The sequence below is a fragment of the Arthrobacter sp. P1_B3 genome, assembly GCF_056406615.1.
This window is the reverse complement of the sequence record NZ_JBFTZV010000002.1, coordinates 1-25,915: the sequence shown is the minus strand read 5'-3', so window position 1 is coordinate 25,915 and position 25,915 is coordinate 1. Positions and strand designations below refer to the sequence as shown.

General features: G+C 68.2%; 20 protein-coding genes. 14 read left to right on the top strand and 6 right to left on the bottom strand.

The genetic code is table 11. From position 1 onward, the window contains the following. Position 1: 1 nt before the first annotated feature. Positions 2–967: a type I pantothenate kinase gene (coaA, locus tag AC1D2F_RS02765; RefSeq protein ID WP_229992818.1), complete on the bottom strand. Its 966-nt coding sequence runs from the start codon at positions 965–967 to the stop codon at positions 2–4. 146 nt (positions 968–1,113) lie between these two features. On the opposite strand from coaA, the gene glmS reads away from it, so the two are divergent. From glmS to AC1D2F_RS02725, 8 genes are all read left to right on the top strand, one after another. Next, positions 1,114–3,006 carry a glutamine--fructose-6-phosphate transaminase (isomerizing) gene (gene glmS, locus AC1D2F_RS02760; protein ID WP_476966119.1) on the top strand — a complete coding sequence of 631 codons (1,893 nt, stop codon included), beginning with the start codon at positions 1,114–1,116 and terminating at the stop codon, positions 3,004–3,006. Between the two features lie 4 nt (positions 3,007–3,010). Beyond that, positions 3,011–3,358: a holo-ACP synthase gene (locus AC1D2F_RS02755; protein WP_018773713.1), complete on the top strand. Its 348-nt coding sequence runs from the start codon at positions 3,011–3,013 to the stop codon at positions 3,356–3,358. A 68-nt stretch (positions 3,359–3,426) separates the two neighbouring features. Further along, positions 3,427–4,953: an NAD(P)H-hydrate epimerase gene (locus AC1D2F_RS02750; protein ID WP_476966118.1), complete on the top strand. Its 1,527-nt coding sequence runs from the start codon at positions 3,427–3,429 to the stop codon at positions 4,951–4,953. Positions 4,954–5,045: 92 nt separating this feature from the next. Beyond that, the gene (glgX, locus tag AC1D2F_RS02745) at positions 5,046–7,517 is read left to right on the top strand and encodes a glycogen debranching protein GlgX (RefSeq protein ID WP_476966117.1); all 2,472 of its coding nucleotides are present in this window, start codon (positions 5,046–5,048) and stop codon (positions 7,515–7,517) included. Beyond that, a complete protein-coding gene (treY, locus tag AC1D2F_RS02740; protein ID WP_476966116.1) occupies positions 7,514–9,838 on the top strand; it encodes a malto-oligosyltrehalose synthase in 2,325 nt (774 codons plus the stop codon). The genes glgX and treY overlap by 4 nt, the downstream gene beginning before the upstream one ends. Positions 9,839–9,880: 42 nt before the next feature. Then, positions 9,881–11,686: a malto-oligosyltrehalose trehalohydrolase gene (gene treZ, locus AC1D2F_RS02735; RefSeq protein ID WP_476966115.1), complete on the top strand. Its 1,806-nt coding sequence runs from the start codon at positions 9,881–9,883 to the stop codon at positions 11,684–11,686. 15 nt (positions 11,687–11,701) lie between these two features. Continuing rightward, a complete protein-coding gene (gene mgrA / locus AC1D2F_RS02730) occupies positions 11,702–12,739 on the top strand; it encodes an L-glyceraldehyde 3-phosphate reductase (RefSeq protein ID WP_476966114.1) in 1,038 nt (345 codons plus the stop codon). A 176-nt stretch (positions 12,740–12,915) separates the two neighbouring features. After that, positions 12,916–14,001 carry an inositol-3-phosphate synthase gene (locus AC1D2F_RS02725; RefSeq protein ID WP_476966113.1) on the top strand — a complete coding sequence of 362 codons (1,086 nt, stop codon included), beginning with the start codon at positions 12,916–12,918 and terminating at the stop codon, positions 13,999–14,001. Positions 14,002–14,086: 85 nt separating this feature from the next. Here the strand turns inward: AC1D2F_RS02725 and AC1D2F_RS02720 are convergent, their stop codons facing one another. The 3 genes from AC1D2F_RS02720 to mshA all read right to left on the bottom strand — a co-directional run bounded on the left by AC1D2F_RS02720 (position 14,087) and on the right by mshA (position 18,204). Beyond that, positions 14,087–15,004, bottom strand: a complete 918-nt coding sequence (locus AC1D2F_RS02720; protein WP_229992825.1) for a DUF559 domain-containing protein — start codon at positions 15,002–15,004, stop codon at positions 14,087–14,089. A gap of 145 nt (positions 15,005–15,149) precedes the next feature. After that, positions 15,150–16,862 carry a formate--tetrahydrofolate ligase gene (locus AC1D2F_RS02715; protein ID WP_476966112.1) on the bottom strand — a complete coding sequence of 571 codons (1,713 nt, stop codon included), beginning with the start codon at positions 16,860–16,862 and terminating at the stop codon, positions 15,150–15,152. 76 nt (positions 16,863–16,938) lie between these two features. Beyond that, positions 16,939–18,204 (bottom strand): D-inositol-3-phosphate glycosyltransferase, encoded by a 1,266-nt coding sequence (gene mshA / locus AC1D2F_RS02710; protein WP_229994818.1) that lies wholly within the window; start codon positions 18,202–18,204, stop codon positions 16,939–16,941. A 123-nt stretch (positions 18,205–18,327) separates the two neighbouring features. Here mshA and AC1D2F_RS02705 point away from each other — a divergent pair, with 123 nt between their 5' ends. Further along, positions 18,328–18,891 carry an N-acetyltransferase family protein gene (locus AC1D2F_RS02705; RefSeq protein WP_476966111.1) on the top strand — a complete coding sequence of 188 codons (564 nt, stop codon included), beginning with the start codon at positions 18,328–18,330 and terminating at the stop codon, positions 18,889–18,891. 77 nt (positions 18,892–18,968) lie between these two features. On the opposite strand, the gene AC1D2F_RS02700 is transcribed toward AC1D2F_RS02705, so the two are convergent. Beyond that, the gene (locus AC1D2F_RS02700) at positions 18,969–20,393 is read right to left on the bottom strand and encodes a family 4 glycosyl hydrolase (protein WP_476966110.1); all 1,425 of its coding nucleotides are present in this window, start codon (positions 20,391–20,393) and stop codon (positions 18,969–18,971) included. Between the two features lie 80 nt (positions 20,394–20,473). Here AC1D2F_RS02700 and AC1D2F_RS02695 point away from each other — a divergent pair, with 80 nt between their 5' ends. After that, positions 20,474–21,565: a carbohydrate kinase family protein gene (locus tag AC1D2F_RS02695; RefSeq protein WP_229994812.1), complete on the top strand. Its 1,092-nt coding sequence runs from the start codon at positions 20,474–20,476 to the stop codon at positions 21,563–21,565. 212 nt (positions 21,566–21,777) lie between these two features. On the opposite strand, the gene AC1D2F_RS02690 is transcribed toward AC1D2F_RS02695, so the two are convergent. Then, on the bottom strand, positions 21,778–22,119 hold the full coding sequence (locus tag AC1D2F_RS02690; RefSeq protein ID WP_364745987.1) for a YciI family protein: 342 nt from the start codon (positions 22,117–22,119) through the stop codon (positions 21,778–21,780). Between the two features lie 311 nt (positions 22,120–22,430). Here AC1D2F_RS02690 and AC1D2F_RS02685 point away from each other — a divergent pair, with 311 nt between their 5' ends. The 4 genes from AC1D2F_RS02685 to tsaE all read left to right on the top strand — a co-directional run. Further along, positions 22,431–22,895, top strand: coding sequence for a phage tail protein (locus tag AC1D2F_RS02685; RefSeq protein WP_476966109.1), 465 nt, complete (start codon positions 22,431–22,433; stop codon positions 22,893–22,895). A 232-nt stretch (positions 22,896–23,127) separates the two neighbouring features. Next, complete coding sequence (locus tag AC1D2F_RS02680) at positions 23,128–23,571, top strand: VOC family protein (RefSeq protein ID WP_364745610.1); 444 nt, start codon at positions 23,128–23,130, stop codon at positions 23,569–23,571. Between the two features lie 508 nt (positions 23,572–24,079). Then, positions 24,080–25,300, top strand: coding sequence for an alanine racemase (gene alr / locus AC1D2F_RS02675; RefSeq protein ID WP_476966108.1), 1,221 nt, complete (start codon positions 24,080–24,082; stop codon positions 25,298–25,300). Then, positions 25,297–25,915 (top strand): tRNA (adenosine(37)-N6)-threonylcarbamoyltransferase complex ATPase subunit type 1 TsaE (tsaE, locus tag AC1D2F_RS02670; RefSeq protein ID WP_476966107.1); only part of this gene is annotated, 619 nt, incomplete at its 3' end. The genes alr and tsaE, both read left to right, overlap by 4 nt.

Sequence of the window (25,915 nt, the reverse complement as noted above, 5' to 3'; positions counted from 1 at the left end):
GCTAGACCTTCCTCAGCAGCATCCGGCGGATGGAGTGGTCGGCGTCCTTGGTCAGGACCAGTTGCGCGCGGCCCCGGGTCGGGAGGACGTTCTCCTCGAGGTTGGGCTCGTTGATGCGCTTCCAGATCTCACGCGCGGTTTGTTCGGCCTCGGTATCGGAGAGTGTTGCGTAGCGGTGGAAGTACGATTCCGGCTGGGCGAAGGCCGTGGTCCGCAGTTTGCGGAACCGGTCCACGTACCACTCCTCGATATATGAGGTTTTCGCGTCGACGTAGATGGAGAAGTCGAAGAAGTCGCTCAGGGCCAGGCCCTGCCTGCCGTCCTGCCGCGGCCGGGCCGGCGCCAGGACGTTCAGTCCCTCGACGATCAGCACGTCCGGCCGGCGCACCACCACTTCCTTGCCGGGGACGATGTCGTAGGTGACGTGGGAATACCAGGGGGCACGGACTTCCTCGGCGCCGCCCTTGATCTCGCTCACAAAGCGCAGCAGGGCGCGGCGGTCGTACGACTCCGGGAAACCCTTGCGTTCCAGCAGTTGCCGGCGCTTGAGCTCGGCGAGCGGGTAGAGGAATCCATCCGTGGTGATGAGCTCCACGTTGGGGGTGCCCGGCCAGCGGCGGAGCATCTCCCGCAGGACGCGGGCGATGGTGGACTTGCCCACGGCCACCGAACCGGCCACGCCGATGACGAAGGGCGTGCGCTGGGTGGTTTCGCCGAGGAAGGTAGTGGTGGCCGAGTGAAGCTGGCCCGCGGCTTCCACGTAAAGGTGCAGGAGCCGGGACAGCGGCAGATAGACCTCGCGCACTTCCTTGATGTCGAGGGGGTCCCCGAGGCCGCGAAGGCGGAACACATCCTCTTCATTAAGGGGCTGTTCCATCTGGGCAGCGAGCCGGGACCAGGTCTGCCGGTCCAGCTCCACGAATGGGGAGACACCTTCCCCGTTCGCTTCATTGCGTTGCAAAGTCACCCTAGAGATTCTGCCCTTCCCAGCGCCGAGAGCGAAATGGACCGGCCGGTGGGAGCCCGGGCAGGCCCTCACCAGCACCCGCGCCGGGGCGCCCGCGCGCCGCTGGCCCACGTCCTCCCTCCTGGAAACCCGCTAGGCTTATGACCATGTGTGGAATCGTTGGATATGTGGGCCACTCAGATGGCCGGGTAAATGCTGGACACAATGCCTTGGACGTTGTCCTTGAAGGATTGCGGCGCTTGGAGTACCGGGGCTACGACTCCGCGGGCATTGCGGTGGTTGCCGACGGCACCATTTCGTCCCGGAAGAAGTCGGGCAAACTGAGCAACCTCATCGCGGAACTGGACACCCGCCCGCTGCCGGAATCCCTCACGGGAATCGGCCACACGCGCTGGGCCACGCACGGCGGCCCGACGGACCAGAACGCGCACCCGCACCTGTCCGACGGCGGCAAGCTGGCCCTGATCCACAACGGCATCATCGAGAACTTCGCCGAGCTCAAACTGGAACTCCAGCGCAAGGGCGTCATATTCGAGTCCGAGACCGACACCGAAGTAGCGGCTGCCCTGCTCGGGGACATCTACCGGAACCAGCTGGGCGGTGACGCCACCAATGGCGGCCTCACCCTGGCCATGCAGCTCGCCTGCCAGCGGCTCGAGGGCGCGTTCACGCTCCTCGCCGTCCATGCCGACCAGCCTGACGTGGTGGTCGCGGCCCGCCGGAACTCCCCGCTCGTCGTCGGCCTCGGCGAAGGCGAGAACTTCCTCGGCTCCGACGTCTCCGGCTTTATCGACTACACCAGGCGCGCTGTGGAACTCGGCCAGGACCAGATCGTCACGATCACCGCTGACTCCGTGGAGATCACGGACTTCTACGGCGCCCCCGCCGAGGGCAAGGAATACCACGTCAACTGGGACCCTGCCTCTGCCGAGAAGGGCGGCTTCCCGTCCTTCATGGAAAAGGAAATCCACGACCAGCCGGACGCCGTGCTGCAGACCTTGCTGGGCCGCTCCGACATCCACGGCAAGCTGACGCTTGATGAGCTCCGTGTCGATCCGCAGCTGCTCAAGAACGTCGACAAAATCATCGTCCTGGCCTGCGGCACCTCCGCCTACGCCGGCCAGGTTGCGAAATACGCCATTGAGCACTGGTGCCGGATCCCCACCGAGGTCGAACTCTCGCACGAATTCCGCTACCGGGATCCGATCGTGGACGAGAACACCCTGATTGTCTCCATCTCCCAGTCCGGCGAGACCATGGACACCCTCATGGCGGTCCGCTACGCCAAGGAGCAGGGCGCCAAGACGGTCTCCATCTGCAACACCAACGGGTCCACCATCCCGCGGGAATCGGACGCCGTGCTCTACACGCACGCCGGACCGGAGATCGCCGTGGCCTCGACCAAGGCGTTCCTGGCCCAGATCACGGCTGCCTACCTGCTGGGCCTTTATTTGGCACAGCTGCGCGGCAACAAGTTCCAGGGCGAGATCAAGGACATCCTGGCTGACCTCGGCAAGATTCCCGCCAAGATCCAGCGCATCCTCGACAACGAGGCCGAGATCAAGGAACTCGGCCGGTCCATGGCTGACGCCAAGTCCGTGCTGTTCCTGGGCCGCCATGTCGGGTTCCCGGTGGCGATGGAAGGCGCGCTGAAGCTCAAGGAGCTCGCGTACATCCACGCCGAGGGCTTCGCCGCCGGCGAGCTCAAGCACGGCCCGATCGCCCTGATCGAGGAAGGCCAGCCCGTCTTCGTGGTGGTCCCGTCTCCGCGTGGCCGCGACTCGCTGCACGCCAAGGTGGTCTCCAACATCCAGGAAGTCCGCGCCCGCGGCGCCCGGACGATCGTGATCGCGGAGGAAGGGGACGAGGCCGTGAAGGCCTACGCCGAGCACGTCTTCTACATCCCGGAGACCCCCACGCTCCTGGCACCGCTGCTCGCAACGGTTCCGCTGCAGATCTTCGCCCTCGCGCTCGCCTCGGCCAAGGGCTATGACGTGGATCAGCCGCGCAACCTGGCCAAGAGCGTGACCGTAGAATAACGCCATGATCGTTGGCATAGGCGTAGACGTCGTAGACATTGAGCGGTTCGGCCGGCAGCTCGAGCGCACCCCCGGGCTGCGCGACAGGCTGTTCGTCCCCGCCGAACGGGAACTGAACACGCGCTCCCTCGCCGCGCGGTTTGCGGCCAAGGAGGCCGTGGCCAAGGTGCTGGGGGCGCCGGCCGGCATGAACTGGCAGGACTGCTGGATCGGGCTGGACCAGAACGGTCCCACCGTCCAGGTCAAAGGCACCGTGCTGGCTGTGGCGGAGTCGAAGGGCGTCAAGCGCTGGCACTTGTCCATGAGCCACGACGGCGGGATTGCCACCGCGACAGTTGTCGCCGAAGGCTGAGAGAGCCGTCCAGGCCGAACCGGCCTGAGCGCCAGGCATTTCCCAGCGACCGCGAATGGACTGAAACCATGATCAGCGCCTACACCGGAACCCAGGTACGAGACGCCGAGAAGCCATTTCTCGACGACACCTTGGGCTCCGGTGCGGGCGCTGTTCTCATGCAGCGGGCCGCCTACGGCCTCGCCAACGCTGTCATCAGCGGCCTGCAAGGGGGCGGGAAGCGGCTGTACGGCTCCAGCGTGGCCGTGCTGGCGGGCAAGGGCAACAACGGCGGGGACGGGCTCTTCGCCGCAGCGCTGCTGGCCCGCCGCGGCATGCGGACGACGGCGGTGCTCACCGCCGGCGCGGCCCACGACGCCGGGCTGGCGGCGTTCCGGAAAGCGGGCGGGCATGCCGTGGCCCTCACCGGGGACAACGTGGCCGAACTCGCCGCGATGGCCGGCGGCGCCGACGTCGTGATCGACGCGGTCCTCGGGACCGGAGCGCAGGGTGGGCTGCGGGGACCGGCCGCAGAACTGATCGCGGCGCTGGAGCGGTCCCGACCGGCCCTCGTGGTGGCCTGCGACATCCCCAGCGGCGTCGACGCGGACACCGGGGAGGCGCACGCGCCGGTGCTGACCGCGGATATGACGGTGACCTTTGGTGCCGCCAAGGCAGGCCTGCTGGCAGACCCCGGGGCCGACTTCGCGGGCCGCGTGCAGATCATTCCGATCGGCATCGAAGGAGCGCTGCCATGGCCGGCCCTGCGACGGCTTGAGGCCGGAGACCTTTCCGCACTGCTGCCACGCCCGGAGCGGCGGGCGCACAAGTACTCCAGGGGGGTGCTTGGGGTGGTCGCAGGCTCCGGCGCATATCCCGGCGCCGCCGTGCTGGCCTGCAAGGGTGCCCTGGCCGCCGGCGTCGGCATGGTGCGTTACCTTGGGCCGCCGGACGTCGCCGACCTCGTCCGGCAGGCCTGCCCCGAAGTCGTGTGCAGCGACGGCACCGTGGCCGAGACGCACGTTCAGGCCTGGCTCGTGGGCTGCGGGCTGGATGACTCCAATGAGCAGCAGTTGCAGCGCGCCCGCGACGCCGCAGACTCGGGCCTGCCGACGATCGCCGACGCCGGCGCGCTGCCCGCCCTGCCTGACGTGCTGGCCCCGCAAGTGATCCTGACACCCCACGCCGGCGAACTGTCGGCGTTGCTTCAGCGCCTCGGGGTCGCATCAGAGCGCTCCGCGGTAGAAGCATCCACGCTCAGCGCGGTGCGGGTGGCTGCGGGCCTGACCGAAGCCACGGTGCTGCTCAAGGGCGCCACGACCCTCGTAGCCTCCCCCTTCCAGGACTTCTTCAGCCAGGCCGAGGGCACGCCCTGGCTCGCCACGGCAGGCAGCGGCGATGTCCTGGCAGGAGTTATCGGTGGGCTGCTGGCCCAGTTGGGTGCCGACGTCGGGCGCTTCGGTGGACATGACATCGATCCCGACGCTAGATGGGCGGCGATCGCGGCGATGGCAGCCAGCATCCACGGCCGCGCCGGAGTCCTGGCCTCCCAAGGGGGACCGGTGACCGCAACGGCCATCGCCGGTGCCGTTCCGGAGGTGATGCGGGAACTGTAATAAACGGCCGCGCTCAGTGCGCCCGAACAAATGCTAACCCTACTTACAAGTAGTCTGTCTAGAGAATAATTCGTCACGCACGAGGAGTACACATGGAAGTCTGGCCCGGAACGGCTTACCCGCTGGGAGCCACTTTTGACGGCACTGGCACCAACTTTGCCCTGTTCAGCGAACGCGCCGAGCGCGTGGAACTGTGCCTCCTGGCTGACGACCTGTCCGAAACCCGGATCGAACTGACCGAGGTGGACGGCTATGTCTGGCACTGCTACCTGCCGCAGGTCCAGCCCGGCCAGAAGTACGGCTACCGTGTCCACGGACCCTACGCGCCGGACAACGGCAACCGGTTCAATGCCAACAAGCTGCTGATGGACCCGTATGCCAAAGCCATCCAGGGCCAGATCGACTGGGACCCCGCGCTCTTCTCCTATAACTTCGGGGACCCTGCGTCCCGCAATGACGCAGACTCGGCTCCGCACACCATGCACGGCGTGGTCATCAACCCGTTCTTTGACTGGGACGGCGACCGCCAGCTGCGCATCCCGTACCACGAGTCCGTCATCTATGAAGCCCACGTCAAGGGCCTGACCGAGCTGCACCCGGAGGTCCCGGAGGAGCAGCGCGGCACCTACGCGGGCGTGTCACACCCCGCCGTCGTGGAGCACCTCAAGAAACTCGGCGTTACCGCTGTGGAACTGATGCCCGTGCACCAGTTCGTCAACGACGGCACGCTCGTGGAGAAGGGCCTCAACAACTACTGGGGCTACAACACCATCGGCTTCTTCGCCCCGCAGAACACCTACAGCTCCTCCGGAGACGTCGGGCACCAGGTCCAGGAATTCAAGGCCATGGTCCGCGAGCTGCACAAGGCCGGCATGGAAGTGATCCTGGACGTGGTCTACAACCACACGGCCGAGGGCAACCACCTGGGCCCCACCCTTTCCTTCAAGGGCATCGACAACGCCGCCTACTACCGGCTGGTGGACGATGACCTGAAGCACTACATGGACTACACCGGCACCGGCAACTCGCTGAACGTCCGCCACCCGCACTCCCTCCAGCTGCTCATGGATTCCCTGCGCTACTGGGTGACGGAAATGCACGTGGACGGGTTCCGCTTCGACCTCGCCTCCACCCTGGCACGGGAGTTTTACGACGTCGACAAGCTCTCCACCTTCTTCGAACTGATCCAGCAGGACCCGATCGTCTCCCAGGTCAAGCTGATTGCCGAGCCGTGGGACGTGGGCCCCGGCGGCTACCAGGTGGGCAACTTCCCGCCGCAGTGGACGGAGTGGAACGGCAAGTACCGCGACACCGTCCGTGATTTCTGGCGCGGCGAACCGTCCACGCTGGGCGAATTCGCCTCGCGCCTGACCGGATCGGCCGACCTCTACGAGAGCTCTGCCCGGCGTCCGGTGGCGTCCATCAACTTCGTCACCGCCCACGATGGCTTCACCATGCGCGACCTCGTGTCTTACAACGAGAAGCACAACGACGCCAACGGTGAAGGCAACAACGACGGCGAATCGCACAACCGCTCCTGGAACTGCGGCGCGGAAGGCGATACCGAGGACGACGCCGTGCTGACGCTGCGCGCCCGCCAGCAGCGGAACTTCATTGCCACCCTGCTGCTCTCGCAGGGCGTTCCGATGCTGCTGCACGGCGACGAGCTGGGCCGCACCCAGCAGGGCAACAACAACACGTACTGCCAGGACTCCGAACTCAGCTGGGTGCACTGGGACGCCATAGACCAGCCGCTCGTGGAGTTCACTGCGGTAGTCAACAAGATCCGCCGCGACCACCCCACCTTCCGGCGCAGCCGCTTCTTCGACGGCCGCCCGGTACGCCGCGGCGAGGGCGAGAAGCTGCCGGATATCGTCTGGCTCAATACCGACGGCAAGGAAATGCTGCCGGAGGACTGGGGCAGCGGATTCGGCCGGACCATCGGCGTGTTCTATAACGGCCACGGCATCCAGGAACAGGATTCGCGCGGACGCCGTATCACCGACGACAGTTTTCTGCTGGCGTTCAACGCCCATGACGACAGCGTCGATTTCTTGCTCCCGGCCGAGGAATATACGCCGTTTTGGGATCTCCTCGTGGACACCGCCGACTCGGCGGACACCGGCCAGCCGCTCAAGGCCGGGAGTGTCCTGAAGCTGGCGGCAAAGTCCCTCGTGGTGCTGCGCGCCTACTCGGGCCCGGAGGTGGAGGTGGACTACTCCGCCGCAGCCTCCCTGGCGGCCAGGGCCGAAGCTCCCGCGGAAGCGGTCACCGCTGCGCCGGCTGAGCAGGTTGCCAAGGTTACCGAGGTTCCTGCCGCTCCGGCCGAGCCGGCCGAGGAGGCTCCGGCCGAGCCGGCCGAGGAGGCGCCGGCCGAGGAGGCCGAGGAGGCTCCGGCGGCGCCGGCCGAGGAGGCGCCGGCCGAGGAGGCTCCGGCGGAGGCAGCCCCTGCGGCTGAGCCTGCGGCTGCGACTGAGCCCGCTCCGGCGAAGCGCGCCCCGGGCAAACGCGCCCCGGCCAGGGCTGGCAAGAAGCCGCGGTCCAAAAAGGGCCCGGCCTCATGAGGACCCCGGTCTCGACGTACCGGCTGCAGATCCGTCCCGGCTTTACGCTGCAGGACGCCGCGCAGACCGTTCCGTACCTGAAGTCGCTGGGCGTGGACTGGATCTATCTTTCGCCGATCCTGACGGCGGAGCGGGGTTCGGACCACGGTTACGACGTCACCGATCCCTCTGCCATTGATCCGGACCGGGGCGGCGCGGAAGGCCTGCTGGCGGTGTCGACGGCCGCGCGGGAAGCCGGCATGGGCGTGCTCGTTGACATCGTGCCCAACCATGTCGGCGTCGCGACCCCGGTCCAGAACCCGTGGTGGTGGTCGCTCCTGAAGGAGGGGCAGCAGTCCCGCTACGCGCAGGCGTTCGACGTTGATTGGGACTACGGTGGCGGCCGCGTGCGGATCCCCGTGCTGGGCGCGGACTCGGACGTGGACGCGCTTGAGATCCGTGACGGGGAACTGCGCTACTACGACCACCGCTTTCCGCTTGCAGAGGGCACGTATACCGCAGGTGACTCCGCTGCCGATGACCCCCGTGAGGTCCACGACCGGCAGCACTACGAGCTGATCGGCTGGCGCCGGGCGGACACGGACCTGAACTACCGCCGGTTCTTTGCCGTCAACAGCCTGGCCGGAATCCGGGTGGAGCTTCCCGAGGTCTTCGATGAAGCCCACGCAGAGGTTGTGCGGTGGTTCCGGGAAGGGCTCGTCGACGGGCTACGGATCGACCACCCGGACGGCCTCGCCGATCCGGAGGGTTACCTGCACCGGCTGCGCGAGGTCACGGGCGGCAGTTACCTGCTCATCGAGAAGATCCTGGAACCGGGTGAGACCCTGCCCGCCGGCTTCGAGTGCGAGGGCACCACCGGCTACGACGCGCTCGCGGACGTGGACCGGGTGTTCGTCGACGCCGCAGGCCAGGGCCCGCTAGATGCGCTCGACGCCGAACTGCGCGGCGGCGCGGCCGATTACGACGACATGATCCGCGGCACCAAACGACGGATCACGGACGGAATCCTGCACTCGGAAATGCTTCGCCTGGCACGGCTGGTCCCGGCCGGGGCAGGGCTGGCTGAGGGCGCCGCGGCGGACGCGCTGTCCGAGATCATTGCCGCGTTCCCGGTCTACCGCAGCTACCTGCCGGAGGGTGCAGACGTCCTCAAGGAAGCCTGCGAACTCGCTGTCCGCCGCCGCCCCGAACTCGAAGGCGCCGTCGGCGTGCTCCTGCCGCTCCTGCTCGACGCGGAGGCCGAACTGGGCATCCGCTTCCAGCAGACCTCCGGGATGGTCATGGCCAAGGGCGTGGAAGACACGGCGTTCTTCCGCTACACCCGGCTGGGCACCCTGACTGAAGTCGGCGCCGATCCCACCGAGTTTGCCGTGGCGCCGGAGGAATTCCACACCCGGATGGCCCGCCGCCAGGCCGGTCTGCCATTGTCCATGACGACCCTCAGCACCCACGACACCAAGCGCAGCGAGGACACCCGCGCCCGGATCTCGGTCCTCGCGGAGCTCGCGCCGGAATGGCAGGCCTCCCTGCAGCGGCTGCAGAAGCTGGCGCCCCTGCCGGACGGACCGCTGGCCAACCTGCTGTGGCAGGCCATCGCGGGCGCCTGGCCCGCGGACCGCGACCGGCTGCAGTCCTATGCACAAAAAGCCGCCCGGGAGGCCGGGAACTCGACCAACTGGATCGATCCGGACGAGGCTTTCGAGGCGAAACTTTCATCCGCCGTCGACGCCGCCTTCGACACCCCGGAGGTGACGGCAGAGCTCGAGTCCCTCGTGGCTCTGCTGGAGCCATACGGGGCCGTCAACTCACTCGGCGCCAAGCTCGTGCAGCTCACCATGCCCGGCGTGCCGGACGTTTACCAGGGCACCGAATTCTGGGACCGCTCGCTGACCGACCCGGACAACCGGCGGCCGTTCGACTTCGGCGCCCGACGGCGCGCCCTCGCCGCGCTCGACGCCGGTGAGCGTCCGGCGTCGTTCCTGGACGAGGCAGCGAAACTCCTCGTCACCTCGCGGGCCCTGCGCCTGCGGCGGGACCGGCCGGAGCTGTTCACCGGGTACACGCCGGTCCCGGCCACGGGCAGCGCCGCCGCGCACGTGCTCGCCTTTGACCGCGGAACCCCCTCAGCCCCGGGCGCGCTGACGCTCGCCACCCGGCTGCCCCGCGGCCTGGAGCGGCGCGGCGGATGGCAGGACACGACCATAGTGCTGGCCGCGGCCATGTCCGATGAACTGACCGGCTCCACGCACGGTCCGGGCACCGTAGCCGTGGGGGAGATCCTGCGGGACTATCCGGTGGCCCTCCTGATGCCCACCGCCTAAGCAGTCCTTGACGTACCGACATTTGGGGAACGGAAGAATGCCATGACCTTGCCTGCACACGGAAACGACCGCTTCGATCTCTGGGCTCCCGAAGCGCAGGCGGTCACGCTCCTCGCTGACGGCCGGAAGTATGACATGACCCGCCGCGGCGGGGAGGCGCCCGGCTGGTGGACTGCCCCCGGGGCGCCCGCCTCCGGGGAGGCGGACTACGGCTACCTGGTGGACGGGGACCCCACCCCGCTGCCGGACCCGCGGTCCCGGCGCCAGCCCGCGGGCGTCCACGCCCTCTCCCGCACGTTCGACGCCGGACGCCACCAGTGGGCTGACGGCCAGTGGGCGGGACGGGAGCTCAAGGGCGCCGTTATCTACGAACTCCACGTGGGCACCTTCACGCCGGAGGGAACCCTGGACGCCGCGGCAGGGAGACTGCAGTACCTGGCGGAGCTGGGCATCGACTTCGTGGAGCTGCTGCCGGTCAACGGGTTCAACGGCACGCACAACTGGGGATACGACGGCGTCCTCTGGTACGCCGTGCACGAAGGCTACGGCGGGCCCGCCGCATACCAGCGCTTCGTCGATGCCGCCCACGCCGCCGGCCTTGGCGTCATCCAGGACGTGGTCTACAACCACCTCGGCCCCAGCGGCAACTACCTTCCGCGGTTCGGGCCCTACCTGAAGTCGGGGGAGGGCAACACCTGGGGCGACTCCGTCAACCTGGACGGACCGGAGTCGGACGAGGTGCGCCGCTACATCCTGGACAACGCCGCCATGTGGCTGCGGGACTACCACGTGGACGGCCTGCGGCTGGACGCCGTGCACGCCTTCAAGGACGAGCGCGCCGTGCACCTGCTGGAAGACTTCGGCGCCCTCGCGGACGCCGTCTCGGCGGAAACGGGCCGCCCGGCCACCATGATCGCCGAATCGGACCTGAACAACCCGCGCCTGCTCTACCCGCGGGACACCAACGGCTACGGCCTGGCCGGGCAGTGGAGCGATGACTTCCACCACGCCGTCCACGTCAACGTCAGCGGCGAAACCACCGGCTACTACGCCGACTTCGACTCGCTCGGGGCACTCGCCAAGGTCCTGGAGCGCGGGTTCTTCCACGACGGCAGCTACTCCAGCTTCCGCGCCCGCCACCACGGCCGGCCCATCAACCCGGCCCAGGTCCACCCCGCCGCGCTGGTGGTGTGCAGCCAGAACCACGACCAGATCGGCAACCGGGCCACCGGGGACAGGCTGTCGCAGTCCCTGGGCTACGGGCAGCTCGCGCTCGCCGCCGTCGCCACCCTGACCTCACCGTTCACGCCCATGCTGTTCATGGGCGAGGAATACGGGGCCACCACCCCGTGGCAGTTCTTCACCTCCCACCCGGAGCCGGAGCTGGGCAAGGCGACGGCCGAGGGCCGGATCAGGGAGTTCGAGCGCATGGGCTGGGACCCCGCCGTCGTGCCCGATCCGCAGGATCCGGCAACCTTCACCCGGTCCAAGCTCGACTGGGCCGAGGCCTCCGGAGGGGACCACGCCCGCCTCCTGGAGCTGTACCGGGCGCTGATCGCGCTGCGCCGCAGCACGCCGGACCTGACGGAACCCGGCTTCGAGGACACCGCCGTCGACGTCAGCGAGGACGAGGGCTGGCTGCTGCTGCGCCGCGGCCGCACCGAGGTGGCGATGAACTTTTCCGCCGGGGAGCGGCGGCTCCCGGTCCGCGGCGCCACTCTGGCCCTGGCCACGGACGACGCCGTCCGGCTGCACCCGACTCCCGGCGAAGAGCCGGTTCCCACCGGTGAGCCGTCCGCCAACCGGCTCGAGCTCCCCGGTCACAGCGCCGCGATTCTCACCAACTAAGGCAGGATATGACGTATGACATATTTGGCAACTGATACCCGCTACGACTCCATGCCCTACCGCCGCGTGGGGCGCAGCGGCCTGAAACTCCCGGCCATCTCGCTGGGCCTGTGGCATAACTTCGGCGACGACAAGCCGTTCGAGATCCAGCGCGCCATCCTGCGCCGCGCCTTCGACCTGGGCGTCACCCACTTCGACCTCGCCAACAACTACGGCCCGCCCTACGGCAGCGCCGAGACCAACTTTGGCCGTCACTTCAAGGACGACTTCGCCCCGTACCGCGACGAACTGATCATTTCCACCAAGGCCGGCTACGACATGTGGCCGGGCCCCTACGGCAACTTTGGCTCCCGCAAGTACCTGCTGGCCAGCCTGGACCAGTCGCTGGGCCGGATGGGCCTGGACTACGTGGACATCTTCTACAGCCACCGCCCGGACCCCGAGACGCCGATGGAAGAGACCATGGGAGCCCTGGACCAGGCGGTGCGCTCCGGCAAGGCGCTGTACGCCGGCATCTCGTCCTACACCCCGGAACAGACCCTCGAGGCGGCCCGGATCCTCAAGGAACTCGGCACGCCGCTGCTGATCCACCAGCCCAGCTACTCCATGCTCAACCGCTGGACCGAGAACGGCACCCCCAACCTTTACGAGGCGCTGGAGCAGGTGGGCGCCGGATCCATCGCGTTCTCGCCGCTGGCGCAGGGCATGCTCACGGACCGCTACCTCAAGGGCATTCCGGCCGACTCCCGCGCCGCCCAGGACAAGTCCCTGGACGAATCCATGATCACCGAGGACAACCTGGACCGCGTACGCGGGCTCAACCGGATCGCCGAGAGCCGCGGACAGTCCCTCGCGCAGATGGCCATCGCCTGGATCCTGCGCGAGCAGGGCAAGGGCTCCTCCATCACGTCCGCACTGGTCGGCGCCTCCAGCGTCCGGCAGCTCGAGGACACCCTGTCTGCGATCAACAATCTGGGCTTCACGGCCGACGAGGTCGACGCGATCGATGAGTTCGCCGTCGAATCCGACATCAACCTGTGGGCCCAGAAGTAGCCAGGACCCGCACTTAACCCGGACTTAACACAAGAGCCGGGGCCGCCGGGGAACAACCGCGGCCCCGGCAGTGTTGACTAGACTACTAAGGGCGCCTCACGGCGCCGTGTCCGCCTGCCGCCGCCGCACAACAGAGTGCGGCCGCGCCGGTCACCCTTGTTCTCAAAAGGAGTTCCGTGTCTTCACATCCGATTCGTGTTGCAATCGTCGGCGTAGGTAACTGCGCCACTTCGCTGGTCCAGGGCGTCCAGTACTACAAAGACGCCGACCCCAAGGCCACGATTCCGGGCCTGATGCACGTGGAGTTCGGCCAGTACCACGTCGGCGACGTCGAGTTCGTTGCCGCGTTCGACGTCGACGGCAAGAAGGTGGGCCAGGACCTGTCCGCCGCCATCCTGGCCAGCGAAAACAACACCATCAAGATCGCCGACGTCCCGCCGACCGGAGTCACCGTCCAGCGCGGCCACACCCTGGACGGCCTTGGCAAGTACTACCTCGAGACCATCGAACAGTCCCCGGAGGAGCCGGTCGACGTCGTCCAGGCCCTCAAGGACGCCAAGGTTGACGTCATGGTCTGCTACCTGCCGGTCGGCTCCCAGCAGGCCGCCGAGTTCTACGCCCAGTGCGCAATCGATGCCGGTGTGGCATTCGTCAACGCCCTGCCGGTGTTCCTGGCCGGCACCAAGGAGTGGGCGGACAAGTTCACCGCGGCGGGCGTGCCGATCGTGGGCGATGACATCAAGAGCCAGATCGGTGCCACCATCACCCACCGCGTCATGGCCAAGCTGTTCGAGGACCGCGGCGTCACCCTGGACCGCACGTACCAGCTGAACGTCGGCGGCAACATGGACTTCAAGAACATGCTCGAGCGCGACCGCCTGGAGTCCAAGAAGATCTCCAAGACCCAGGCCGTGACCTCCAACGTCGAGGCCGACCTCGCCGCCAAGGACGTCCACATCGGCCCGTCAGACTACGTCCAGTGGCTCGATGACCGGAAATGGGCGTTCGTCCGCCTCGAGGGCCGCAACTTCGGCGACGCCCCGGTGTCCCTCGAATACAAGCTCGAAGTCTGGGACTCGCCCAACTCCGCCGGCGTGATCATCGACGCCATCCGCGCCGCCAAGATCGGCCTGGACCGCGGCATCGGCGGCCCGCTGGTGTCGGCGTCGAGCTACTTCATGAAGTCCCCGCCGGAGCAGTTCAACGACGACCTCGCCCGTGAAAAGGTCGAGGCCTTCATCCGCGGCGACCTGGAGCGCTAACCGCCTCTCCTCTCCCCGGTTGCCCTATCACTTACGGTCCCTAAACCTCTGGTTTGGCCGCTGTAAGTGATAGGGCAACCGGCGTTTAACGGGGACGAAGGGCGGACCGGACTCTTTGGGCCGCGCCGCGGAAGTCATCTGCCAGATCGTCGGCGTTGAATTTGAAATAGCGCCAGCCGGCCGCGTTGAACGATTCGTCGCGTCGGTTGTCCCGGGACTGCTGCTCGCGTGTCAGGTGGTGGCCGCCGTCGTACTGGATGGCCACCCGCTGCGCGCGGTAGCCGAGGTCCGCGGCGGGGGAGTAGGGGTCTTCCGGCACAATCCGGAGCTGCAACTCCGGCTCCGGCAACCCCGCTGCGGTCAGCGCTAGGCGCAGGAATGTCTCGGGGGCCGAGTCGGCACCGGGCCGGATCAGTGCCGTCGCCTCGCGCGCTTTCACGATTCCCTTCAGCTTTGGGTGGCGCTTCAACATTGTGTTCAGCTCGGGAAGGGTGGTCCATGGCTCCGTGCGGCTCTCCAGTCCAGGGCGGGGCCGCCGCACGAGCTGGTCGCCCATCGCCACGAGATCGTCCAGCGGCAGGATACGGGCTAGGTCCAGCCAGGTCCGGGCAGGTGTTGACATCCGGATTCCGTCCAGGACCATGAGCTCGTCGTCGAACGCGAGGACGGTATGCCCCACCACGCCCTCTCGCCGGACCGGCGGCAGGGTCCGGCGCTTGCTGAGATGCAGTTCGCGGCAGCCGCGATACCACGTCGGGAGCCACAGCCCCAGCAGCACGGCGGCCGTGAGGTGCGAAATCCACGCGCCCGGCGTCGCGGCCGACAGGGCACGGGCCAGGCTCCGGATTTCAAACTCCCAGCCCACAGGCACATGGATCAGCCGGCCCGCCGAGGCGAGGTCGGAGGAACGGAGCCGGGCACTGCCCAGGCTCGCAGCCCGCGCCTCGTAGACCGTGAACGGGGCCGCGGAAAGGTGAGCCGGCAGGGGTGCTGGTGGGTGCATGCGGACCATTCTTGTCCGAACGCATGGTCCCCGCTCCGGTTATCCACAGGCCCCTGGTTGCGCTATCACTTGGAGCGGTCAAAGGACCGGAATGGCAACCAAAAGTGATAGCGCAACGGGAGGGGACAGGGGGCGGGGGCGGGAGTTAGAAGAGGCCGACGGGGTTGCCGGCGTCGTCCACATCCATCCGCATCGCTGCCGGAACCTTGGGCAGGCCGGGCATGGTCATGACCGCGCCGGTGAGGGCCACGATAAAGCCCGCGCCGGTCTTGGGGATCAGGTCCCGGACGTGGATGGTGAAGCCCTTGGGGGCGCCGAGCCGGGCGGCGTCGTCGCTGAAGGAGTACTGGGTCTTCGCCATGCACACGGGCATCCCGGACCAGCCGTTCTTCTCGATCTCCGCCAGCCGTTTGAGCGCGGGCACCGAGAAGTCCACGCCGTCGGCGCCGTAGACCTCCTGCACGATGGTCCGGATCTTGTCCTCGACGGACATGTCCAGCGGGTACAGGTGCCGGAAGCTGTGCGGGGTGTCGATCGCGGCTGCCACCTTCGCCGCAAGCTCGTCCCCGCCGTCGCCGCCACCGCCGCGGCCCCAGACATCGGCCACCGCAGCCTGGACACCCTCCGCGGCGCACCACTGAAGCAGCCAGTCCAGCTCCTCGGCCGTGTCCGTGGCGAATTTGTTGACCGCCACAACCGGGATGATGCCGAACTTCTCGACGTTGCGGATGTGGCGCTGGAGATTGGCGACGCCGGCGGCCAGCGCCCCCACGTTGGGCTCCGTGAGCCGGTCTTTCGGTACGCCGCCGTGCATCTTGAGCGCCCGGACGGTGGCCACGAGGACGACGGCGGACGGGGCGACGTCGGCCATCCGCGACTTGATGTCCATGTACTTTTCGGCACCGAGGTCCGCGCCGAAACCTGCCTCGGTGACCACGATGTCCGCGAGGCTGCGGGCCGTCTGCGTGGCGATCAGGGAGTTGCAGCCGTGGGCGATGTTGGCGAAGGGCCCGCCGTGCACCAGCGCCGGGGTGCCGGCGATGGTCTGTACGAGGTTCGGCTTGATCGCGTCTTTGAGCAGCATGGTCAGGGCGCCCTGGACGCCGAGGTCGGCCACCGTGACGGGCTGCCGGTCGTAGGTGTAGCCGAACGTGATCCGGCCCAGCCGTTCGCGCAAATCGTTCAGGTCCGTGGCGAGGCAGAACACGGCCATGATCTCCGATGCCACGGTGATGTCGAAGCCGTCCTGCCGCGGCGTGCCCTGGGCCGGCCCGCCCAGGCCAATCACCACCTCCCGGAGGGATCGGTCGTTCATGTCCAGGACCCGTTTAAACGTCATCCGGCGCGGATCGATGTTGAGCTCGTTGCCTTGGAAGATGTGGTTGTCCACAAGGGCCATGAGGGCGTTGTTCGCCGAGGTGATGGCGTGGAAGTCGCCGGTGAAGTGCAGGTTGATCTGGTCCATCGGCAGCACCTGGGAGTAGCCGCCGCCGGTGGCGCCGCCCTTCATGCCCAGGATGGGGCCGAGCGAGGGTTCGCGCAGCGCGATCATCACGCGGTGCCCGGCACGGGCCAGGGAATCAGCGAGCCCCACCGTGGTGGTGGACTTGCCCTCGCCCGCGGGGGTGGGCGACATCGCGGAGACCAGCACCACCTTGCCGGGGGCCCGCATGGGGGCGCCCGCCGGAACGGTCAGCTTCGCCGGATCGATCTTGGCCTTGTAGCGTCCGTACAGTTCCAGCGCGTCCGGGTTGATGCCGGCGGCCGCCGCAATCTCCCCGATCGGCTTCATGACTGCCCGCTGGGCAATCTCCAGGTCGCTGGGTGCGTTGTTCCCGGCAGTGGTGGTCTCAGACATCGTTGTCCTTCGGCTCGTGGCGTCGGCGGGTTGGTCCCGGCCCGGAGTTGCCGGGCGGGGGCGGGGCGGATCCGGTTCAGGGCGTGTGGCCCACCGGGATGGTCAGGCTTCCAAAATACTGGCTCACGGCGGTGTGGTAGCTGTCCAGCGTGATGGCGGCGGTGTGCTGCCAGCCGAAATCCTCCGCGTGGAGCGCCGCGGTGTGCCCCATGTCGGTGCGCGTTTGGGGGTCGTCGAAGAGCTCTTCGAGGGCGTCCGCCCAGTCGCTGGCCTTGTGACCCTCGATCAGCATCCCCGTCCGGCCGTCCTGGACGGCGCGGGAGAGGCCGCCCACTTTCGTGGCGAGGACGGGCGTCCCGCAGGCTTGCGCCTCCAAGGCCACCAGACCGAAGGATTCGCTGTAGGAGGGCATCACCACGACGTCGGCCGACCGGTACCAGCCGGCCAGCTCCGGGGCGTTCACCGGCGGATGGTGGGTGGCGACGTCGTCCATTCCGGCGGCGGTGATCAGCGCCTTGAGATTGAAGTCCTTGGCGCCGCTGACGGCCCCCAGGATGGTCAGCTGCAGGTCGATGTCCGGACGCCGGGAACGCAGGAGCGCGGCCGCCTTGATCAGGATCTGCGGGCCCTTGAGCCGCTGGATCCGGCCCGCGAAGAGCAGATGGAACTTGCCCGGGACGACGCCGTGCTGGGCCCGGGCGCGGTTCCTGAAGGACGGCGTGAAGACCGCCAAGTCCACCCCCGGCGGCGCGACGTCGATGCGGTCGATGTCGGCGTTATAGTGCGAGACCAGCTCGGCCGCTTCGGTGCCGGTATTGGCGATCAGCCGGGTTGCGCCGTCGACAATCCGGTGCTCGCCGTCCTCACGCCGCCGCGGTTCGGGCTGCTCGCCGGACTCGAGGAGCTGGTTCTTGACCTTCGCCATCGTGTGCATGGTGTGGACGAGAGGCAGCCGCCACAGCTCTGCGAGCTCCAGCCCGGCCACCCCGGACACCCAGTAGTGGGAATGGATGACGTCATACCGGCCGTGCGGCTGGAGCTGGCGGATCCGGTCGATCTCGGCGACCATGCTGTGCAGCAGCCCTGGGAGCTCCTCCTTGGGCAGCTTCCGTGGCGGGCCGGCGAGGACGTTGTGTACGCACACGCCCGGGGACGGGTGTTCGACGGCGGGCTGCGTGGCCGAGGTGGACCGGGTGAAGATCTCCACTTCCACGCCGGTCTCGGCCAGGGCCGCGGCCAGTGCCCGGACGTACACGTTCATTCCGCCGGCGTCGCCGGAGCCGGGCTGCTCCATGGGCGAGGTGTGCAGGGAAAGGAAAGCGACGCGGCGGATCAGCGACACGGTTCCCCTTTCCTCTGCAGACTGCATGTCGATAAAACATTACTCCTGAAGTGCCGGCTGGTTCACGGCTCCGTTCCCGGACCGCGCCACGGGTCCGTTCCCAGACCAGGGCTTACTGCTAACGTGGCCGCTGTGAGCGCAACGACAGAACCTGAACGTGCAGCCGGCTGGTCAATCCGGGAGGCCCGCGCGGAGGACTGGCCGGGGATCTGGGCGATCCTGGAACCGGTCATCCGGGCCGGGGAGACTTTTACCTGGGACCGGGACACCGCGGAGGACGAGGCCCGCGGGCGCTGGTTCAAGCAGGCGCCGGGCCAGACGTTCGTCGCTGTCGCCGACGGGCCCGGCGACAGCGACAGTGACCGGACAGGGGGTGCCATCCTTGGCACCGGCGAGCTGCACCCCAACCAGGGCGGCGGCGGCAGCCATGTCGCCAATGCGGGCTACATGGTCCATCCCGCCCAGGCCGGCCGCGGACTGGCCCGGGCCCTCTGCGCCTATTCGCTCGAGGCCGCGCGCGACGCCGGCTTCCGGGCCATGCAGTTCAACGCCGTGGTGGAGAGCAATGTCCGGGCCGTTGCCGCCTGGAAATCCATGGGTTTCGAAGTGCTCGCGACCATTCCCGAGGCGTTCAACCACCCGGAACTGGGCTATGTGGGCCTGCATGTGATGTACCGAAAGCTGTAGGGGTTCCGGCCCGCTGGCCGCGGGTTGTCGCTGGCCGCGGGCCGTTACTGGCCGCGGGCGTTCCTGCCCCGGGGCCGTTACTGGCCGCCGTGCCAGAGACGGCCCAGCTCCGGGAACGCGGCTTCATAACCGGCCAGCAGTTTGCCGGCGAGGACCTCCGAATCCACCAGCGGATGCCTGGCGAACGCGGCCAGCGCCGCCTCCCGCCGGCCGGTCGTCGTCGCCTCCACCACGAGCCGTTCGACGTCCTTGACGCGCCGCATCAGCTCGAGTTGTGCCGGTGCCGGACGATCCTGCGGGACCGGCACAGCGCCGTCGGGCGTCACCGTGCACGGAACTTCGACGACGGCGTCGGCCGGCAGTCCCGGCACCGCCGGCACCGCCTGCGCCGCTGACCCGGCGGCGCCCGCTTCCGGTGCCGCGGACCCGGCGGCGTTGACAGTGTTGCGCGTGTTGAGGATCAGGTCCGCCGCGCCGCCTCCGGAGAGGGCGCGCATGGCCGCCAGGGCCACCCGCTCGTAGCCGCCGCCGGCGAGGTCGGTCTCGTCACGGCGTTCCCCGGAGGTGCGGGCTTCAGCGAGATAGCCTTCCTCGCGTGAGAGCCGGGCGGCGTCCCAAAGTGCAAAAGCATCCGGTCCGGCGGCAGCCAGCCGGGGATAGAGCTCGGCCTGCTGCCGGGCGATGGATTCCCCTCGGGTCTGCTCTGCTGCGCGCATCCCGGCCACCGCTCGAGCGGTGTCGTAGTAGTAGAAGAGGTATTCATTCGGCAGGCAGCCGAGCCCGGCCAGCAACCCGGGCGGGAACAACCGGCCTTCCTCGAATCCCGACAGCGCTGCAGGGTCCGCGAGCAGCTCCGGGAGGGCGTCCCGGCCTCCGGCCTCCAGCCGGTATAGCCAGCCGAGGTGGTTCAGGCCGTAGTAGCCCACGCCGTCGAGCGTTCCTTCCGGCAGGGCGACGCCGGCAGCCCGCGCCGCGCGGTGCACCAGGCCGCTGGCGGAGTCGCAAATCCCGATCACCTTGGGCCCGAGCACCGGGGCCAGGGCCTCGGTGACCATGCCGGCGGGGTTGGTGAAATTGAGCAGCCACGCCGCGGGGCAGCGGCTCCGCATTTCCTCCGCGAGTCGCAGCATCGGCGGAATGGACCGCAGGGCGTAGGAGATGCCGCCGGGGCCGGTGGTTTCCTGGCCCAGGAGTCCGAGGTCCAGGGCGATCCGCTCGTCGGCGGTCCGCCCGGCCGTGCCGCCGGGCCGGATGGCGGCGAAGACCATGTCTGCGCCGTCGAGGGCCTCGGAGAGCGAGGACACGGCACGGACCTGCGGGCCGGAACCCGGCGGACCCTGCTGGGCCAGGGAGGCCAGGACCGCCTCGATGGCCGCCAGCCTGGCGGGATCGACGTCGTAGAGCACCAGCTCCCGCACCAGCCCCGCGAAAGGGCCGGCAGAGAGCGCCCGGTAAACCAGGGGGACCCGGAACCCGCCCCCGCCGGCGATCGTGAGCCGCATGCGGACAGTCTATTCCCCGCAGGCCAGGGCCCCGGTTCCCGCGGTTTCCCTCGACGGCGGTACAGCGTAGTGTGCCGTATATGGACGCGACCCCGGCGCGGCGCTTTGATCCGCTCTCTGCCGTCCGCAGCCCGGCCGCGGACGGGTTCGACCTGCTCCTGACCGGGACGGTGTTCCAGGACATTATCTTCACCGGGCTGCCCCACGCGCCGCAGCCCGGAACGGAAATCTGGAGCGACGGGATGGGCAGCTGCCCCGGGGGTGTCGCCAACCAGGCGATCGCCGCGTCCCGGCTGGGACTGCGGACCGGTCTTGCCGCCGCGTTCGGCGATGACGGCTACGGCGACTACAACTGGAAGATCCTCGCCGCCCAGGAACATGTGGACCTGTCCCTGTCGCGGCGTGTGCCGGGTTGGCATTCGCCTGTCACGGTGTCCTTGAGCGTGGAGAAGGACCGGTCCATGGTGACGCACGGGCACCCGGCACCGGTGACCTCCACCGAGCTGGTCGGATGCCCGCCGCCGGCGCTCGCAGCCGTTGCGGAGCTGGGGGAGGAACTCGAACCGTGGGCTGTCGACGCGCACAAGAACGGCGTCCTGCTGTTTGGCGATGTCGGCTGGGACCCCACCGGCGCGTGGTCCTCGACCCGGCTGGACAACCTGAAGTACTTCCACGCCTTCATGCCGAACCAGCATGAGGCTATGAACTTCACCGGCCGCGACGACCCCTGGTCCGCGCTGTACTCGCTCGCAGAGAGGGTTCCGGTGGCGGTGGTCACCCTCGGCGCCCAGGGGTCCATGGCCGTGGATTCGGAAACGGGGGAGGAAGAGTGGGTCCCGTCCCTGCCTGTCCGGGCCTACGATCCCACCGGTGCCGGTGACTGCTTCGGTGCGGCATTCATTGTCGGTTCCCTGGCCCGCTGGCCGCTGGGAGACCGGCTCCGCTTCGCCAATCTGTGCGCCGCCCTGGCCGTCCAGGAGGTTGGCGGCTCACTTGCCGCACCCGGCTGGGGGGACATTGCCGACTGGTGGCAGCGGGCCAACGCCCGGAAGGAACGGCAGGGCAGCCAATGGCTTCGCCGCTACCGCTTCCTGGAAGAGATCGTGCGCGATGTCCCACCCGAGGCGCAGCGGCGGGCGACGGCGACCATCGCCCACCTGTCCGACGCGTAGACGGGCCGGGGGGCGCCTGGGCGGGGCCGTTGCTGTTACCACTGGACATGTCCTCCTGAGCCTTCCTGTTGCCAATGGACATGTCCTCCGTTCAAGCCAATGCGTGGACCCGTGCCCGTTGTGCGCATTCGTGGGTGCGTCGAGCGCGACAAATCCGTGCGATCGCGAATATGTCGACCGCGAGTCCAGCGACGAGGAGACCCGGCCGAGACCTAGCTGGCGGGGTCGTATTGGAAAGCGCGCACTTCCTGCGCGCAACGGCAGGCGACCGCGATCTTCGCGGCCCACTCCAAGGCCGCATCGTACGAGGGCAGCTCCAGCACCGAGTAGCCGCCTTCGAGCTGTGTCGTCTGCGGGTAGGTGCCCTCGCTCACCGTCCCATCGCCGTCGACCATGACGGGCGGGATGCTCTCATCGATGCCGCCGCCGAACACCCAGACGCCGGCGTCCTTCGCCTCCTGAACGACCGCATGCGCCGCATCCGAAACGGCCTGCAGGTCTTCGTCAGGAAAGACCATGGCGGCACTCGGAAACGAGATCAGATACTTGGTCATCGCGTCGACTCCTTCTTCACAGCACGGGCGATCACATTCATCCTCGCCGATGCCATCGTGCCGCGCAAAGATCTCGGCGGTCCCGCGGATGCCGGTGCCCGCTCACGGATCCGCCTCAACATCGGACGTTTCTAACGATCCGAATCGTGTGCTTATAGGGCCCCTTCACCGGCTGCTGGACCGGAACCCAGCTTTGCGCCTATCCGCGTCGGCCGTCACGGGGATCGGCGCGCTACGCACGTGCGTTCTGACGTCCGGGCAGCACGTCGTCGCGTTAGATTGGTCCCAGCACATCTGACCAGGAGGCCCGCATGCCGTACATCGTTGACTTCGAGAACGTTTCTACTGTCGGCTTGGAATCGTCTCCGGTCGCCGAGGCCTTGGCCGGGTTGCGCGCCAACGAGGGCCGCTATTACCGGAACAAGTACGGCCACGTCTTCACAGTGAGCCCTGCAGGCGAGGTTCCGGAGGTGGTCGACCGGGTGAGCCGCATCCTCAGGGACGAGCGTGACATCGTCATCGGCTCCCGCCGGCTCGAAGCGACCGCCTTCGAAGTGGACGGTTTGCGGATGGCTTATGTGTTCTACGAGTCGGGGCTGTCGATCAACGTCATGTACAGCATCGAGGAAGGCGGGAAGCGAGCGGTCGGATTCAAACTTGCCGAGGGCATGGAGATTCCGGAGGAACTGGCCTCACGCTTCAAGTTCGCTCGCCAGAAGTCGAAGCTGGCGGGCGTTATCCGCGGCTCTTACTTCGTCATTAAGGGCGAGTACTGACCGGGCTCACCGCCGCGTCTTGGGCGACGCCGCGACCGCTGCGGGCTGGCGTCCCGCACCGGCGGGACTCAGGCCAGCATCGCGGTGTTTGTCGGAGAAGGGGCAGTCTGCCAATCCTTCGGATTGTTCAATCAGTGCGCCGGAAGGATTTCGCCGATGATTGTGTTGGGAATCCCCGTCGGCTCCGTCCCTTCGGACGGATCGAGAAGATGAGCACCGGAGGATGGACCTCATGTCACATGTACGACGTTTCGATCATGTCGGTATCACTGTTGCCGATCTCAACGCGGTGACGGCGTTCTTCGTCGGGCTGGGTCTCGAGGTCGAGGGCACGCGGATGTTCGTGGAGGGCGAGTTCCTCGACACGGTCATCGGCATCCCCGACTCCCGCACCGAGATCGTCATGCTGCGGCCGCCCGACGGAGGTACCCGTGTGGAGCTCTCGAGCTTTGTCCGGCCCGACCACCAGCCCGGATCGCCCGCGGCGATGGCCAATGAGTTGGGGCTGCGCAACGTGGCCTTCGAGGTCGACGACCTCCAGGGGACCGTCGACCGGCTGGCCGCGGACGGCTACGGGCTGGTTGGCGGCATCGGCCAGTACGAGCACATCTGGCGCATGGCCTACGTGCGCGGTCCTGAGGGGATTATCGTGTCCCTGGCCGAGCGGATCGGCTGACCGCTGTCCGCCAAACCAGCGATGCAGCACAAAGGGGCGCCGCAAGCCCTGTGAATCGTAAATCAGCCAGTCACGCAATCGTTCGTTCGCCGTGAACGTCCCACAATCAACACCACGTTCAGGTAGGTGTTGCGACGCTCACGAGAGAGCGCTCTGTACCCGTTGTGCGCGGCCTTGGGCGCGAAGAATGGGCATGTCCCGCGGTGGGTGCCGGTCCGGGTTCCTGCCACGAGTGGACATGTCCTCGGCTGGGGCCAAGGAATGGACCTGTACCCGTTGTGCGCGGCCTTGGGCGTGAAGAATGGGCATGTCCTGCGGTGGGTGCCGGTCCGGGTTCCTGCCGCGAGTGGACATGTCCTCTGGTGGGGCCAAGGCGTGGACCTGTGCCCGTTGTGCGCATTCGTGGGCGTGAAGAATGGGCATGTCCCGCTGGGGGAGGGACGGCATGTCCAGTGGTGGCCGGGGCCGCCGATTATTCGGCCCGCGGCGCCGCGCCTAGAATCGTTAAGTGACTTACCAAGCAACAACAGGCGATCTCCTGCCCGGATCGGCGGCAGTGCCGGCCCACGCTGAGGAGCGCTCAGCCGTAATCGACCTCGACGCCATCCGGCACAACGTCCGCCGCCTCGCAGCCGTGGCCTCACCCGCGCAGGTCATGGCCGTGGTCAAGGCCGACGCCTACGGGCACGGTGCCGTCCAGGTGGCCCGGGCGGCCCTCGGTGCGGGGGCCAGCTGGCTGGGCGTGGCCCACATCTCCGAGGCCCTCGCCCTGCGCGCCGCCGGGATCGAGGCGCCGCTGCTGGCCTGGCTGCACACCCCGGACAGCAACTTCGCCGCCGCAGTGGCCGCCGGAATCGACATCGGATGCTCGGGCTGGGAACTGGACCGGATCGTGGCCGCCGCCCGCGAACAGGAACGGCCCGCCCGCGTTCATCTGAAGGTCGACACCGGGCTCGGCCGCAACGGCGCCACCCTCGACGCCTGGGACAGCCTGGTGGGTGAAGCCATGGAACACCAGGACCAGGGCCTGCTCCGGGTCGTGGGGATCTTCTCCCATCTGGCCGTCGCCGACGAACCCGAACGGCCCGAAACCGACGAGCAGCTCGCCGCGTTCCGTCAGGTCCTCGCCGTTGCCCAGGACGCCGGCGTGGACCCCGAGGTCCGCCACCTGGCCAACACCCCGGCCGCCCTCTCCCGGCCGGACACCCACTTTGACCTGGTCCGCGTGGGCCTGGGCCTGTACGGGCTGTCCCCGTTCGAAGGACAAACCCCGGCCGAGCTCGGGCTGCGCCCGGCCATGACGGTCCGCACTGTGGTTTCGCATTGCAAGGACGTGCCCGCCGGGCAGGGCGTTTCCTACGGCCTGAATTACCGCACGGACGGCGTCAGCACCCTCGGGCTCATCCCGCTGGGGTATGCCGACGGCGTGCCGCGCATTGCCACCGGCGGTCCGGTCCGGGTCGAGGGCGTGAACTATCCGGTCGTGGGGCGCATCGCGATGGACCAGATGGTGATCGACCTCGGCCCCCGCCATGTGACGGCCGGAGGCCCGAGCATCCTCGGGGCCGAGGCGGTGCTGTTCGGCGACGGCGCCGACGGCGGACCCACGGCCGATGACTGGGCCAGGGCCGCCGGCACCAACAACTACGAGATCGTCACCAGGATCAGCCCCCGGGTGCCGCGCCGCTACCTTCACGAAGAACCCTCCGCCGGCGAAGAGCGGCCGTGAGCGGGCCCGCGTGGGAACGGAGCCTTGAGGTCCGGACGGCGGCGGAGACGYACGCGCTCGCCGCGGCCCTCGGCGCCGTGCTGGAAACGGGCGACCTGCTGGTCCTGACCGGCGAACTGGGTGCGGGCAAGACCACCTTCACGCAGGGGCTGGGGGAAGGACTGGGCGTGCGGGCAGGCATCATTTCGCCGACCTTTGTCCTGGTGCGGATCCACCCCAATCTGCCCGGAGGACCCCGGCCGGGCGGGCCGGACCTGGTGCATGTGGACGCCTACCGGCTGGAGTCGGCCGCCGAAATCGATGACATCGATCTCGAAAACACCATGGACAGCGCCGTGACGGTGGTCGAATGGGGCCGCGGCCGGGTTGAGCACCTGAGCGACAGCCGGCTTGAGGTGGAGCTCCACCGGCCGCGCGGGGGCGCCGCGGGCATGCCAGCCGTGGCTCAGCCCGCCGGGGCACCGCGCGTGGCTGCCGATTCCGCCGCCGATTCCGGCGTGCTGGATTTCGACACGGACGACGACGACGAGCCGCGGTCCGTGGTTATCCGCGGCTTCGGCCCGCGCTGGGCCGAAGCGCCGGCGCTGCCCGGCGTCGAGCCCGTGCCCGCCCGCC

What these genes read in the sequence shown, in the direction of transcription:
- glmS (WP_476966119.1), top strand. Translation starts at nt 1,114, where the DNA reads ATGTGTGGAATCGTTGGATATGTGGGCCACTCAGATGGCCGGGTAAAT.
- AC1D2F_RS02750 (WP_476966118.1), top strand. Translation starts at nt 3,427, where the DNA reads ATGATCAGCGCCTACACCGGAACCCAGGTACGAGACGCCGAGAAGCCA.
- glgX (WP_476966117.1), top strand. Translation starts at nt 5,046, where the DNA reads ATGGAAGTCTGGCCCGGAACGGCTTACCCGCTGGGAGCCACTTTTGAC.
- AC1D2F_RS02715 (WP_476966112.1), bottom strand. Translation starts at nt 16,862, where the DNA reads ATGTCTGAGACCACCACTGCCGGGAACAACGCACCCAGCGACCTGGAG.
- AC1D2F_RS02680 (WP_364745610.1), top strand. Translation starts at nt 23,128, where the DNA reads ATGTCACATGTACGACGTTTCGATCATGTCGGTATCACTGTTGCCGAT.
- mgrA (WP_476966114.1), top strand. Translation starts at nt 11,702, where the DNA reads ATGACATATTTGGCAACTGATACCCGCTACGACTCCATGCCCTACCGC.
- AC1D2F_RS02695 (WP_229994812.1), top strand. Translation starts at nt 20,474, where the DNA reads ATGGACGCGACCCCGGCGCGGCGCTTTGATCCGCTCTCTGCCGTCCGC.
- AC1D2F_RS02685 (WP_476966109.1), top strand. Translation starts at nt 22,431, where the DNA reads ATGCCGTACATCGTTGACTTCGAGAACGTTTCTACTGTCGGCTTGGAA.
- treY (WP_476966116.1), top strand. Translation starts at nt 7,514, where the DNA reads ATGAGGACCCCGGTCTCGACGTACCGGCTGCAGATCCGTCCCGGCTTT.
- AC1D2F_RS02700 (WP_476966110.1), bottom strand. Translation starts at nt 20,393, where the DNA reads ATGCGGCTCACGATCGCCGGCGGGGGCGGGTTCCGGGTCCCCCTGGTT.
- AC1D2F_RS02755 (WP_018773713.1), top strand. Translation starts at nt 3,011, where the DNA reads ATGATCGTTGGCATAGGCGTAGACGTCGTAGACATTGAGCGGTTCGGC.
- AC1D2F_RS02720 (WP_229992825.1), bottom strand. Translation starts at nt 15,004, where the DNA reads ATGCACCCACCAGCACCCCTGCCGGCTCACCTTTCCGCGGCCCCGTTC.
- AC1D2F_RS02690 (WP_364745987.1), bottom strand. Translation starts at nt 22,119, where the DNA reads ATGACCAAGTATCTGATCTCGTTTCCGAGTGCCGCCATGGTCTTTCCT.
- treZ (WP_476966115.1), top strand. Translation starts at nt 9,881, where the DNA reads ATGACCTTGCCTGCACACGGAAACGACCGCTTCGATCTCTGGGCTCCC.